Genomic DNA, 12,927 nt, shown 5'->3' with positions numbered 1-12,927 from the left:
GCCGTGTGCGAGGTGCGCGCCGCAGTGGCGGAGGTAAAGCAGCTTGAGCGCAGCGCCGACATGAACGACGCTCTGGCGCGCCTGTTGCGCGAACCGCTGTCTGCCACAAGACTGGACGTTTACCTGCAGTGTCCTCTGCGCTTTGCCTGGCAATATCTGTGCGGGCTGCGCCCCCCAAGGGAAATCAATGAAGGGGATGACCCCGCTGCTGTGGGAACCTGCATTCACGACACGCTCAAGGCGCTTTACGAGCCATACCTGCACAAAACCGTACGGAGGGGAGACATCTCGGCCGAAACGGTTCGCGCCCGTTTTTTTGAGCAGCTTGAAACCCACGGTCTGCGCAGGCAGCTGCCAGCCGACAGCTGCCTGATGCTGGAAGAAGCCGCGCCCATGCGCCTCATGCGTTTTCTTGAGAACCAGCCCGAACAGGCGACCATCATGGCGCTGGAAAAAGAGCTCAGGGGTCCCCTGCGGCTGGCCGGGCGCGATTATGCCTTTGTAGGTACAATGGACCGCGTGGACAAACGTGACGGCCTGTTTCATGTGCTGGACTACAAAACCGGCGGCATAAAAAAACTCGACGGCAGCCTGTGGACCGACCTCGCCTTTTTCTCCCGTGCCGGGCAGCTGTGCGATGCCCTGCACCCCGCACAGGAAGCGGATGCAGGCCACCTGCAGCAACTGGAAAAACTCTTCAGCGAACTGCGTGAACGCCTGCCCAGCCTGCAGCTTCCCTGCTACCTGAGCATGGCGCAGGCCGGCGGCATGACGCCGCTGGGGGATGCCGCCCTGGTGGAATTGCGCGATGACGGCAAAGAACATCCCTTATTCGGCGGGCTTGTGGACGAAGACCTTGAGGCTGCCCTCGAATTTTGCAACACGGCACTGGCCCTGCCCCTGCTGCATATGGAATATTCGCCCTGTTTCGCGGCACGGCCCGACACGCATTGCCGATGGTGCCCCTATGCGGGGCTGTGTTCTGTATAAGTGTCGGGCCTTTGGCATTCTTTGAAAAAGAGGCTTCTCACCTGTTGCGTCTCGCGGATTTTGCGGCTATTGTTGCGCCTAATTTCCATACGTGGCATGCCTGAAAACCACCAGAGGGGGCGGGTGGGCTTGTCCGTGCAAGTCAGGACGGAGGTCTTGAAATGTCTTTCCCCGCACTTAAGATAGGTAATCTCACCGCCAAGATCCCTGTAGTCCAGGGTGGCATGGGTGTAGGCATATCACTTTCAGGTCTGGCCTCGGCCGTGGCTAATCAGGGCGGTATCGGCGTCATCGCCGGCGCCATGATCGGCATGAAAGAGCCGGACGTAGCCAAGGACCCTTTGACCGCCAACCTGCGCGCCCTGCGCAACGAAATCGAAAAAGCCCGCCAGATGACCAACGGCATTGTGGGCGTCAATCTTATGGTGGCCCTGACCACCTTCAGCCAGATGGTGCGCACGGCCATTGAAAGCCGGGCAGACATCATCTTTTCAGGCGCCGGGCTGCCGCTGGATATGCCCAAGCACCTTTTTCAGGCCTGCGAAGAGAAAAAAGAAGAGTTTAAAACCAAACTCGTACCCATAGTCTCCTCGGCCCGTGCGGCATCGGTTATTGCCAAAAAATGGATATCCCGCTTCAACTACGTTCCTGATGCCTTTGTGGTGGAAGGCCCCAAGGCGGGCGGCCACCTCGGCTTCAAGGCCGAAGAGCTGCACGATCCGGCCCACTCCCTTGAAGTGCTGGTTCCTGAAGTGGTGGAAACCGTAAAGTCCTTCGAAGACAAATACGGCAAGGCCGTTCCCGTCATTGCCGCTGGCGGCGTCTATTCCGGCGCGGACATCAAGAAGTTTCTCGATCTCGGCGCTTCAGGCGTGCAGATGGGAACCCGCTTTGTCGCCACCCACGAATGCGATGCCGATGAGCGCTTCAAGCAGTCCTACCTTGCGGCCACGGCCGAAGATATCACCATTATCAAAAGCCCGGTGGGCATGCCCGGACGAGCCCTGGACAACGGGTTCATCCATGCAGCCCGCGAAGGCAATAAAAAGCCGTTCAAGTGCATCTTCCACTGCGTGCACACCTGCGAACAGGAAAAAACGCCCTATTGCATTGCTCAGGCGCTCATCAACGCCATGAAGGGCAACCTTGAGCGTGGCTTTGCCTTTTGCGGCGCAAACGTGTCACGGGTAAACAAGATTACGTCCGTGCGCGAACTTATGGACAGCCTGCAGCACGAATTTGACGAAGCCATGTCTTCGTTGAGCAAAAGCGTGCAAAACATGTTCAACAGCGGCAAAAGCTAGCGTCGCCAACGCCTGAGCCGCCTGCCGGGTAAAGTGGTCGCTGCTCTGGCTCTGATGGCCGCCCGAAAAGATGGCCGCCTGAAATGGTTGCCGTTTAAGGCAGCTGTTGCCTGAAATATCTGCCTGATGGCGGAGCAGTCTGCCCTGCGTCCACGGCATTGCGGCCTTTCTCAGGTCGTTTGCAGCAGGAAAGCGCCCCGCAAACCGGGTGAAGAGTGAACAGCCTTGCGGTACTTTTTCAAACCCGCACCGGGCAGTGGCATTTTAGCCGCCCAGTTGCCTTGAAAAAACGACACATCCGGCATAGCCGCCAGCAAAGGCAGCCACGACCGTAAATACAGAAATCCCCTGGCACAGCCAGGGGATTTCTGTATTTACAAAGAAAGCGAAACTCAAAAAAACATGTCTATTTCGCGCCTGGCTGCCCCTGAGTCGAGGCCGGCAGGCCGACTACTGCCCGCGCAAATAGCGCACGGCATTGACAAACAGGAGTGTTCCGGGCGGGTCCAGTTCGCCGCGGGTCCAGGCGGGATGGTTGGTCACATGGTGGAAAGCTTCCGGATGGGGCATAAGGCCAAGCACCCGCCCCGTGGGATCGGTCAGACCGGCAATGGCCAGGGCAGAACCGTTGGGATTGAGCGGATACTCCTGCGTGGGCTGTCCCGTTTCGGGGTCAGCGTATTGCAGGGCGATAAGATTTTCCTCCTGCAAGCGCTGCAGGCATTCTTCATCGCGCGGCACAAGCTTGCCTTCGCCGTGACGCACAGGCATGCACAGCATGGGCATGTCTTTTGTGAAAACACAGGGGCTTTTGGCGTTGGGCAAAAGGTGAACCCACCGGTCTTCATAGCGGGCGGAATCGTTATGCCCCAGTGAAACCTGGCGCTCAAAACGCACGCCGCCAAAGGCGGGCAGCAGCCCCAGTTTCGCCAGAAGCTGAAAGCCGTTACAAATTCCCAGAATGAGCTTGCCCTCATCCAGAAAGTCGCGCAAACTCTGCAGCAGGGGAACGCCCTGCGCATCCTTCAGGTAGCGCCAGCGCATTACCGCGGCCTGAGCCGCCCCCAGATCATCACCATCCAGAAAGCCGCCGGGAAAAACCAGAAAATGGTAGTCAGCCAGACGCACCTTGGCCGCTACAATGTCTGAAAAGTGAACCACGTCAGCCCTGTCTGCACCAGCAAGACGGGCGGCGTGGGCCGTTTCCAGATGAGAATTTGTTCCGTAACCGGTGATGACCAGTGTATTGACCGTGCCCATGCGGGTAAAGCCTCCTTGGCTTGCAGCAGATCTTTCAGTGTGCGGGCAAGTGCGTACCAGGCGCGCAACGCGCGGCCCGTGGGCCGCAATGAGCCCGCACCCCAAGAGCCGCCGGTAAAGCAAGGTCGACCCGCGCACGCTGAAGAGGGAATATCACACTACTTACCTTGTTTTCGATAGTCAATGCTAGCCAAAAAAATCATTTTGGGCTATGAACTTGGGTTGTGCTAAAAAGCGATCAAGAATCAAGGTGGAGGCCATGAAAACTAAGTTTATCTTTGTGACGGGCGGAGTTCTGTCATCCTTGGGCAAGGGCCTGGCGGCCGCCTCGCTGGGCGCGCTGCTGCAAACCCGTGGCCTTACGGTAACGATACAGAAACTCGACCCCTATATTAACGTTGACCCCGGCACCATGAATCCTTTTCAGCATGGTGAGGTTTTCGTCACTGACGACGGGGCCGAAACCGACCTGGACCTGGGCCATTACGAGCGTTATCTCAACGTACCCATGTCGCGGAAAAACAATACCACATCGGGGGCCATCTATAACCAGGTTATCGCCAAGGAACGGCACGGCGATTACCTGGGGGCCACTGTGCAGGTCATCCCCCACATTACGGACGAAATCAAGGGCGTGGTGCTCTCTCTGGCCGAAGGCGAAGACGCGCCGGACGTTGCCATCATCGAGATAGGCGGCACTGTGGGCGACATCGAGGGTCTGCCCTTTCTTGAGGCCATACGCCAGTTGCGCTCCGAACTGGGACGCGACAACTGCCTCAACATCCACCTGACCCTGGTTCCCTACCTGCGCAGTGCCGGTGAGCACAAGACCAAGCCCACCCAGCACAGCGTTAAGGAACTGCTTTCCATCGGCATCCAGCCCGACATTATCCTTTGCCGCTGCGAGCAAAGCATTCCTGAAGAACTGCGCCGCAAGATCGCCCTGTTCTGCAACGTTGATCAGGACGCCGTGTTCTCGTCGGTGGACGTGAACAATATCTACGAAGTGCCGCTTAAGTTCTATGCGGAAGGCTTTGATCAAAAAGTCGCCATCATGCTGCGCCTGCCCGCACGCAACGCCCAGCTTGACGCCTGGGAAAAGCTTGTGAGCGACAGCGACAACCCGCAGGGCAAGGTTACCGTCGCCATCGTGGGCAAGTATGTGGACCTTAAAGAAGCCTACAAGAGCCTGCACGAAGCCCTCATTCACGGCGGCGTCGCCAACCGGGTTCAGGTAGACCTGCGCTACGTCAACTCTGAAAATGTGGACGACGCCAACGCGGCCGAACACTTCAAGGGCTGCGACGGCATTCTGGTCCCCGGCGGCTTCGGCTATCGCGGCGTGGAAGGCAAAATCGCGGCCATCCGCTATGCGCGTGAAAACAGCATACCGTTTTTCGGCATCTGTCTCGGCATGCAGTGCGCGGTTATCGAATTTGCCCGTCATATGGCGGAAATGGCCGACGCCAACTCCGAAGAATTTGACCACCGTTCCAAGCACAAGGTCATTTACCTCATGACCGAATGGTACGACTTCCGCACCAGAAACGTGGAAAAACGCGACGCTGGCAGCGACAAGGGCGGCACCATGCGCCTTGGCTCCTACCCCTGCAAGGTCATGCCCGAGTCGCGCGCCTTTGAGGCGTACAAAACCGATCTGGTTGAAGAGCGCCACCGCCACCGCTATGAGTTCAACAATGAATTCAAGGAAGCCCTGGCGGAAAAAGGCATGATCTTCAGCGGAACCTCGCCCGACGGCTCCCTGGTGGAAATTGTAGAGCTGCCGGAACACCCCTGGTTCCTGGGCTGCCAGTTCCACCCCGAATTCAAATCCCGCCCCATGAATGCCCATCCGCTGTTCAGGGAGTTCATCGGCGCGGCCAAAAAGCACGCCAAAGTCTGATCCTCGGCGCAGGGCAAGAGGCAAAACCCCTTCTCCCATGTTTGCATATCTTCGCGCGGGCCTCTGGCCCGCGCTTTCATTTTATGACAAACCCACCACGGTACAACAAAGTGGAAACATTGTATTTTCAAAAATCTTCCCGGCATTGCTGCGCTCAAGCCAAAGTCACCGTCCCGCCAGGCAAACTTTGATCCAACTAGAGCAGATTAACTTTGAGAATGTACATTCTCAAAGTTTAAGGCACGCTCACTTCGGCGTTTAACCGCGCAGATAAACTGCGCTTACGCCTCCGTAGCGAACGTCTGCTTACGCAGCCGCCAGAGCAATTTCAAAGTGAAATTGCTCTAACCGAGCTTTCTGACTTTTGATAGTGCAACCTCTGGCTATTGCGTAATTTTTGCCACTATGGCACACTACTTGTAACCACAAGTATAAGGCTTCAGGATTTTTCAAGGCGGAAAACGCACATGGCACTGGAACTTCGACAGCAATTGAAACTGGCTCAGCAGCTGGTGATGACCCCGCAACTACAGCAGGCCATCAAGCTGCTTCAGCTCTCGCGTCTGGAGCTTCTGGAGACCGTGCAGCAGGAGATGCTGGAAAATCCTTTTCTTGAAGAATCGCACGGGGACGATCCGTCTCCGGATCATGTGGACGACCGGCGGGAAAACAGCGCGGAAGAAGCTTACGACAAGGAACTGGCAAAGGATGCCGACTGGGAGGATTACCTCGGAGAATTCGCCAGTACCCCCCGCCTTGTGCAGCCACGCGAATTTGAATCCGCAGAAGACATCTCCCCCCTCGAAGCCCGCTACTCCGCCAAACCTACCCTTGAAGGGCATCTGCTCTGGCAGCTCCGCCTTTCATCCCTTACCGATGCCCAGAAAGATATTGGCGAAGTGATCATCGGCAACCTCTCTTCCGCGGGCTACCTGCAAGCCAGCATTGAGGAAGTGGCCCAGATGGCCCAGGCGGAACCGGCCGAGGCTCTGGACGTGCTTGAACGGGTGCAGATGTTTGACCCCGTGGGCGTGGCCGCCCGCGACGCCCGCGAGTGCCTGCTGGTGCAGATCAAAAGCCTCAGGTACGACCGCGATCCCATTTTGCTTGAGCTTGTGAACGCGCACCTTGAAGACCTTGAAGCCAAGCGCTACAAGCCCCTGCTGCGCAAGTTCAGGCTGGACATGGATGAGCTGAAGGAATACCTCGACATCATCCAGAGCCTTGATCCCCTGCCCGGAGCCAGCTTCGGCGGCGGCGAACCGGCCTATGTAAGCCCGGATGTCTTCGTGTACAAAATGGGTGGTGAGTTTATCATCCTGCTCAATGAAGACGGCCTGCCGCAACTGCAGCTTTCCAACCTGACCCAGATGGACATGGGTGCCGCTTCGGATAAGGAAAAAGAATACTGTACGGAAAAAATGCGCGCGGCCACATGGCTGATCAAAAGTCTGTACCAGCGCCAGCGCACGCTGTACAAGGTAATGGAAAGCATCGTGCGGCATCAGCAGCCCTTTTTTGAAGAAGGCGTCACACGGCTTGCCCCCCTTATTCTCAAGGACATTGCCGACGACATCAGCATGCACGAGTCTACGGTAAGCCGCATCACCACCAATAAATACGTGGCTACGCCACATGGCATTTTCGAACTCAAATTTTTCTTCAACAGCGGGCTTGAACTTGATGACGGAAGCCAGGTCGGCTCTGAAAGCGTCAAAGCCCTCATTAAAAAATTCATTGCTGATGAAGACACAAAGTCGCCCCTCAGCGATGAACGCATCGGCGAAATGCTCAAGGAACGCCTCAAGGTCAATATTGCCCGGCGAACCGTGGCTAAATACCGTACTGCCCTTGACATACCCTCATCCTCCAGGCGCAAGGAGCATTTCTGATCTTTCCGCCGCGTCCCGGAACCCCGGTTCCTGCCGCCGCAAAGGCACATGACGCGCAAGATTGCGAAAAAGGCTTACACCGTCGCTTTTCGCTGCCCGCCCAAGGGCGGGGCCTCGCGGTTGCCATGCCGGAAACCGCCATCACAAGGAGGATTATATGAATATCTCTTTTGCCTTCAAAAACTTTGAAGCCTCCGACCATCTTAAAAAATATGCCCGCCGCCGCATGGAAAAGCTTGGGCGTTTTTTCGGCAAGTCCGCCGGTCTTGAAGTTACCGTCGTGCTGACCGTAGATAAATTCCGCCACCGCTGCGAAGTTACCGTTGTGGGGGAAGGGCTGCACATCAACGCCACTGAACAGACCACCGACATGTACGCTGCCATTGACCTTGTGACAGACAAGGTCGAAGCTCAGATCAAGCGTCAGGTTTCACGGGTCAAAACCCAGCGCCGTCAGGCGCGCAGCGCCGATGTTGATGTGTACACATACAATATCGAGGCAGAAGCCGAAGCCCCGCAACCTGTGGAAGGCACAGACCGCCTGGCGGCCAAGCCCCTGCACCTTGACGAGGCTCTCATGCAGCTTGACTCTATCGGCAGTGAGTTTCTGGTCTTTTTTAACGCTGAAAACGGTCGCATCAACGTCGTATACCGCACCCGCACAAGCGGTTATGCGCTGATTGACCCTGTTTTATAACACGCCTGTTCCGGGCCGCCCAAAAACACCGTTGCCTGGGCGGCCCGGGAATTTCAGGGGGAACCATGAGCACCGCCGCACATCAGCGCCCCGAAGGGCCGGTGATTGAAACCGTTGCCGCCGGGCCGCCCGTAGCCGTGTGCATTGTCACCGGCCTTTCCGGTGCGGGCAAAAGTACGGCCCTCAAGGTTTTTGAAGACATGGGCCATTTTGTGGTGGACGGCCTGCCCGCAAGCCTTGCCCCTGAAATGGTGGACATGATGTCCCGCCCCTCCATGAGCCATTTCAAAGGCATCGCCCTTGGCATGGACCTGCGGCAAAGCAACTTTCTGGATGAAATCAACGAAGCCCTGTCCGACCTTGCAGCCGTAAACATACGGCCCATGCTTCTTTTTATGGAGTGCGACGCGCAGGAACTTATACGTCGCTACGCCACAACCCGTCGCCCGCACCCTCTGGAACGTGAAGGCATGGGCCTTGAGGCTTCGCTGTTGTCGGAACGTAACAGCCTGAGCCCCCTGCGCGAAATGGCCGACCTGGTTATTGATACCTCGCGTTTTTCCATTCACGACCTGCGCCGCGCCATACAAAAGCGCTGGAGCGACAGCAAAAGCAAGCTGCGGGCCATCAGGGTCAACGTTATTTCTTTTGGTTTCAAATACGGCGTCCCGCGTGAGGCAGATTTTGTTTTTGACCTGCGTTTTCTCACCAATCCCTATTTTGTGGAAGAGCTGCGGCCCATGTGCGGCAAAGACAGAGAAGTGGCGCAATATGTTTTTGAACAACCCCACGCGCGCGAATTTTGCGTCAAACTCATAGACCTGCTGCTGTTCATTCTGCCGCTGATGGAGACTGAAGGCCGCTACCGCGTTACCATTGCCGTGGGCTGTACGGGCGGCCGCCACCGCTCGGTCGCCATGGCCGAAGAGGTGACCCTGGCCCTGCGGCAGGCTGATTATCCGGTAACTCTGGAACACCGACACCTTGAACTTGGCTGAAAAAATTGGCAGACTCTGCGCCAAGAGGAACGCCATGAAGGACGAAAGCAAGAAGACGCAGGTGGGAATTATTGTTGTCGCTCATGCCGATTACGGCTCGGCCATGCTGCGCACCGCCGAATTCATCCTTGGCCCGCAGAGCGACTGCAGTTCTATCAGCGTGGATGTGGGACAGGAAGTTGCCGAAACCGTGCGGCGGCTCAATGATGCCGCCCAGCGGCTGGACAAGGGCGCGGGCGTCATCATCCTTACCGACATGTTTGGTGGAACCCCCACCAACCTGGCCCTTTCCCTGCTGGCGACCCACAAGGTCGAAGTGGTAACCGGGGCCAACCTGCCAATGTTGCTCAAGGTTTTCAGCGCTCGCGAAAAAAGCCTTGAGGAACTCGCCCAACTTGCGGGCGAGGCCGGTTCCAAGGGCATTGTGGTTGCCGGAAACATGCTGCGTAACAAGACGCGAACTAAAAGCGAAAGTTAGTATGTGGTTTCGCGTGGACAATCGCCTGGTACACGGGCAGGTTATTGAGGCATGGCTGCCCCATACCGGCGCGAGGCATCTGGTGGTTGCCAATGACGAACTGGCGGCAGACATATTGCGCCAGCAGATCATTGAACTTGCCGTGCCGCAGCGTATTCTGACCCACTTCATTCCCGTGGACCATCTGGCCGTCACCCTTGACGCCTGCGGCGAAGACAGTTTCGTGCTTTTCGGCAATTGCCGTGATGCCCGCCGCGCCAATGACGCAGGGGTGATTATGGAAACGCTCAATATCGGCAATCTGCATTACGGCCCTGAAAAAACGCAGGTGCTGCCACATGTGGCCTTGTCGGCCGAGGACAGGGAAGACCTGCGCTCCATGCAGCAGCATCTGGTGCAGTTGGATTTCCGCAGCGTACCGACAGAAAACGTAAGGGGTTCCCATGAGCAGTTTATATGAAATGACCGCAATAGGAGCGCCTTACGCTTTTTTTTTGCCCTGGCAGGGGCAGCGCGCTCTTCCTGTATAATCGGCCTTGTTGACCGCCCCATCTGCCTTGCCCTCATTGCCGGCTTTATTACCTCGGACTGGAGTCTGGCCCTGCCTCTGGGCATCATATTTGAACTTCTCTGGCTGGACGCGCTCGAACTGGGCAGCGTTGTCCCTCCTTACGGGAACCTGAGTTTTTTATTGCTCTTCCCCTTGTGCAAATATTTTGGTCTGACGCAGCCCGGCAGTCTGCTTATTCCCCTGATCCTTTGCATGCCCGCCGCCTATCTGGCTGCCTTTTGCGAACAACGCCAGCGCATCTGGCAAAACGCCACGGTGGACAAGGTAGAGATATGGTGTGCGGGCAAACACGGAGGAACCTCGCCCGGCGCAGCGCTCTGCTATTCCTCCCTGCGCAGGGCTTTTTGGCAGGTCTGCCTGTATGGTCTCTGCTTTGCCCTGATATTTTCCTTGCTGCACACATTGCAGAATCATCAGGCCCTGCCCGCCCTGCGGGCGGTGACATGGTCTGCCCTTTATGTGGCGGCGCTGATGGGCGCGGTCCTTTCCCTGCGCACCCGTCAGGCATATGTGGTGCTTGTTGGCTGTCTGGGCATGCTTGCCCTGCTTATCTGGGTAGGCCATTAGAGGTATTTCACTTTGAAATTGCTCTGACGAATGCGGGGAGAAGACGCCCGCCTCGGAGGTTCCATACACCTTTTATGCGCGCGCAGGTCAGCACGGGTATTTCATTGCAACTTTTCGAAATTCAAAAAACAACAGGCCCCGGCGCAAAGCGCCGGGGCCTGTTGAGATATGACGGGCAGTGCTTACTTGAAAGCCTTTTCAAAGTTCGGCACGACCTGCTTTTTGCGGCTCATGACGCCGGGCAGCCACACAGAGGCGCCTTCGGGCTTGACGCCAAAAGCTTTTTCCACCACAGAGGGGTCATCGGAAACAATAAGCATTTCCGAGCCTTCTTTCATGATGTCGGTCAGCAGCAGGAAGACGCTGTGGCGGCCTTCGCCCTTGACCTTTTCAATTTCGGCCTGCAGGCCGGCCTTCACAGGCTCAAGGATGGAAAGGTCAACCACTTCAAGCTGGCCGATGCCCACCTTGTTGCCGTTCATGTCAAAATCTTTGTAGTCGCGGAAAACAAGGTCTTTCATGGGGGCGCCTTCAACGGCGCTCTTGACCTTGAACATTTCCATGCCCAGAGCCACGACGTCGCTCACGCCCGCAATTTTTGCCAGTTCTTCAACGGCTTTTTTGTCAGCAGGGGTACAGGTGGGCGACTTGAAGATGACCGTATCGGACAAAATGGCGCACAGCATGGCCCCGGCGAGATTTTTGGGGATCTCTATACCGTAGAAATCATACATGCTCTTCAGAACGGTATTGGTGCAGCCTACGGGCCAGATCCAGGCTTCCAGCGGCGCGGAGGTGGTCACGTCACCAAGCTTGTGGTGGTCAACAATACCAAGAACCGTGGCGGAATCCATACCCTTGGGGGCCTGGGCCAGGTCGGAATAGTCCACCAGATACACGTCTTTGCCTGCCACGTCGTCCACAATCTGGGGGGCGGCAATGCCGAATTTTTTCAGCACAAATTCCGTTTCGGGGGTGGGCGCGCCCTGGGCAACCGCGGTGACGTCCATACCGCGCTTGCTGTACAGGTCGGCGGCAACAATGGCTGAGATGATGCTGTCGGTATCAGGATTCATGTGACCAAGAACTAATGCGGACATGACTGTCTCTCCTTCCGGTATGGTTCAGGTATGCGGTTCGTTTTGACCGATTTGTACTCTTTAGCACAAAGTCCGGTTCATGCCAAGAGGCTTGGGGAAAATTTCCTGACATGAAACGGTCACCACAGCATCAAATAAACCTGAACTCGTTTAATTAACAGGACAAAAATATGCTCGTGATTTTTTTACCTTTTACCTGACTTGGGATGCGCCTGATCATAGACTTGCATCAGACTTTCAAGGCTTACCTGCGTATACCGCTGAGTTGTAGTAAGCCTTTGATGTCCCAGCAACTCTTGCACACTTCGCATATCGGCGCCAGCCTCCAGCAGGTGGGTGGCGAACGAATGGCGCAGGCTGTGGGGCGACACCGTAAAGGCCAGCCCCGCCCTGCGGCACAGGCGCTCCACAATGCGGGCGGCCTCCCTTCTGTTCAGGCGCGCTCCCCGGCTGCCCACAAACAGGGCAGGCTCGTGGGGCAAGGCCAGCAAGGGGCGCTCTTCGAGCCAGGTCTTCAGACCGGCAAAAGATGTGTCTGAAAGAGGAGCCAGCCTTTCCTTTGATCCTTTGCCCATAACGCGCAATACACGCGAAGACAGTTGCACATCGTCCACATCCAGGCTCAATGCCTCGGAAATGCGCAAACCCGATCCATAAAGCAATTCCGCCAGGGCAAGATCGCGGCAAAGGATGCGTTCTTCTTCGGCGCTTCCGGTCACCGGCCCGTTCTTGCCTCCCGGCCCAGATGCCGAGTCCAGCAGGGCGAAGGTTTCATCGACATTAAGGGCACGGGGGTGGCGTTTTTCCTGACGGGGATTACGCACCTGGGCCGCGACATTTTCCGTCACCCTGCCTCCGCGCATCTGAAAACGAAAAAACGAACGCGCCGCAGCCAGCTTGCGCGCCATTGAGCTTTTGGCCTCGCCCTTGCGAAACAGCCATGCAAGAAAAGCCTGTATGTGCCGACGGGTCACGGTTTGCGGCTGCCCCAGATCAATATCCTGGCTGCGCAAAAACTCCGCAAGCTGTGCAAGATCCACAGCATAGGCTTTTCGGGTGGCCTCCGAGGCCCCTTTCTGCACGGTCATCCAGGCCAGAAAGGCCTCTATCAACAACGCGGCACGGTCCGGCAGACCCGTTGCGCCCGCTCCGCCACGGCCCGCGGCC

General features: G+C 56.9%; 12 protein-coding genes. 9 read left to right on the top strand and 3 right to left on the bottom strand.

The window, feature by feature from the left end:
* The coding region (locus tag V6C16_RS03590; RefSeq protein WP_333542776.1) for a PD-(D/E)XK nuclease family protein at positions 1-990 on the top strand (990 nt) is incomplete at its 5' end.
* A gap of 161 nt (positions 991-1,151) precedes the next feature.
* Entirely contained in the window at positions 1,152-2,294 is a 1,143-nt protein-coding gene (locus V6C16_RS03585) for an NAD(P)H-dependent flavin oxidoreductase (protein WP_333535344.1), read from the top strand.
* Between the two features lie 450 nt (positions 2,295-2,744).
* Here V6C16_RS03585 and V6C16_RS03580 read toward each other — a convergent pair whose 3' ends face one another.
* Complete coding sequence (locus V6C16_RS03580) at positions 2,745-3,554, bottom strand: phosphoribosylformylglycinamidine synthase subunit PurQ (protein WP_333535345.1); 810 nt, start codon at positions 3,552-3,554, stop codon at positions 2,745-2,747.
* 259 nt (positions 3,555-3,813) lie between these two features.
* On the opposite strand from V6C16_RS03580, the gene V6C16_RS03575 reads away from it, so the two are divergent.
* From V6C16_RS03575 to V6C16_RS03545, 7 genes are all read left to right on the top strand, one after another.
* On the top strand, positions 3,814-5,457 hold the full coding sequence (locus tag V6C16_RS03575) for a CTP synthase (protein ID WP_333535346.1): 1,644 nt from the start codon (positions 3,814-3,816) through the stop codon (positions 5,455-5,457).
* Positions 5,458-5,924: 467 nt separating this feature from the next.
* Positions 5,925-7,349, top strand: a complete 1,425-nt coding sequence (gene rpoN / locus V6C16_RS03570) for an RNA polymerase factor sigma-54 (RefSeq protein ID WP_333535347.1) — start codon at positions 5,925-5,927, stop codon at positions 7,347-7,349.
* Between the two features lie 157 nt (positions 7,350-7,506).
* Positions 7,507-8,046 carry a ribosome hibernation-promoting factor, HPF/YfiA family gene (gene hpf, locus V6C16_RS03565; protein WP_333535348.1) on the top strand — a complete coding sequence of 180 codons (540 nt, stop codon included), beginning with the start codon at positions 7,507-7,509 and terminating at the stop codon, positions 8,044-8,046.
* Positions 8,047-8,111: 65 nt separating this feature from the next.
* The gene (gene rapZ, locus V6C16_RS03560; protein WP_333535349.1) at positions 8,112-9,044 is read left to right on the top strand and encodes an RNase adapter RapZ; all 933 of its coding nucleotides are present in this window, start codon (positions 8,112-8,114) and stop codon (positions 9,042-9,044) included.
* 34 nt (positions 9,045-9,078) lie between these two features.
* Positions 9,079-9,522 carry a PTS sugar transporter subunit IIA gene (locus V6C16_RS03555; RefSeq protein ID WP_333535350.1) on the top strand — a complete coding sequence of 148 codons (444 nt, stop codon included), beginning with the start codon at positions 9,079-9,081 and terminating at the stop codon, positions 9,520-9,522.
* 1 nt (position 9,523) lies between these two features.
* Positions 9,524-9,982 (top strand): PTS sugar transporter subunit IIB, encoded by a 459-nt coding sequence (locus V6C16_RS03550; RefSeq protein ID WP_333535351.1) that lies wholly within the window; start codon positions 9,524-9,526, stop codon positions 9,980-9,982.
* Between the two features lie 231 nt (positions 9,983-10,213).
* Positions 10,214-10,660 carry a hypothetical protein gene (locus V6C16_RS03545; protein WP_333535352.1) on the top strand — a complete coding sequence of 149 codons (447 nt, stop codon included), beginning with the start codon at positions 10,214-10,216 and terminating at the stop codon, positions 10,658-10,660.
* A 182-nt stretch (positions 10,661-10,842) separates the two neighbouring features.
* Here V6C16_RS03545 and V6C16_RS03540 read toward each other — a convergent pair whose 3' ends face one another.
* Both V6C16_RS03540 and V6C16_RS03535 read right to left on the bottom strand, forming a co-directional pair.
* Positions 10,843-11,760 (bottom strand): manganese-dependent inorganic pyrophosphatase, encoded by a 918-nt coding sequence (locus V6C16_RS03540; protein ID WP_333535353.1) that lies wholly within the window; start codon positions 11,758-11,760, stop codon positions 10,843-10,845.
* Positions 11,761-11,945: 185 nt separating this feature from the next.
* Positions 11,946-12,893 (bottom strand): tyrosine recombinase XerC, encoded by a 948-nt coding sequence (locus V6C16_RS03535; RefSeq protein WP_333535354.1) that lies wholly within the window; start codon positions 12,891-12,893, stop codon positions 11,946-11,948.
* Between the last annotated feature and the right edge of the window lie 34 nt (positions 12,894-12,927).

Source organism: Desulfovibrio sp. 1188_IL3213 (assembly GCF_036763145.1).
Taxonomy (GTDB): domain Bacteria; phylum Desulfobacterota; class Desulfovibrionia; order Desulfovibrionales; family Desulfovibrionaceae; genus Desulfovibrio.
This window is presented reverse-complemented; position numbering and strand designations above follow the sequence as displayed.

Bases quoted from the DNA above. Each gene is read 5' to 3' on its own strand.
- V6C16_RS03555 (WP_333535350.1), top strand. From the start codon at position 9,079: ATGAAGGACGAAAGCAAGAAGACGCAGGTGGGAATTATTGTTGTCGCT.
- rapZ (WP_333535349.1), top strand. From the start codon at position 8,112: ATGAGCACCGCCGCACATCAGCGCCCCGAAGGGCCGGTGATTGAAACC.
- rpoN (WP_333535347.1), top strand. From the start codon at position 5,925: ATGGCACTGGAACTTCGACAGCAATTGAAACTGGCTCAGCAGCTGGTG.
- V6C16_RS03540 (WP_333535353.1), bottom strand. From the start codon at position 11,760: ATGTCCGCATTAGTTCTTGGTCACATGAATCCTGATACCGACAGCATC.
- V6C16_RS03580 (WP_333535345.1), bottom strand. From the start codon at position 3,554: ATGGGCACGGTCAATACACTGGTCATCACCGGTTACGGAACAAATTCT.
- hpf (WP_333535348.1), top strand. From the start codon at position 7,507: ATGAATATCTCTTTTGCCTTCAAAAACTTTGAAGCCTCCGACCATCTT.
- V6C16_RS03585 (WP_333535344.1), top strand. From the start codon at position 1,152: ATGTCTTTCCCCGCACTTAAGATAGGTAATCTCACCGCCAAGATCCCT.
- V6C16_RS03575 (WP_333535346.1), top strand. From the start codon at position 3,814: ATGAAAACTAAGTTTATCTTTGTGACGGGCGGAGTTCTGTCATCCTTG.
- V6C16_RS03550 (WP_333535351.1), top strand. From the start codon at position 9,524: ATGTGGTTTCGCGTGGACAATCGCCTGGTACACGGGCAGGTTATTGAG.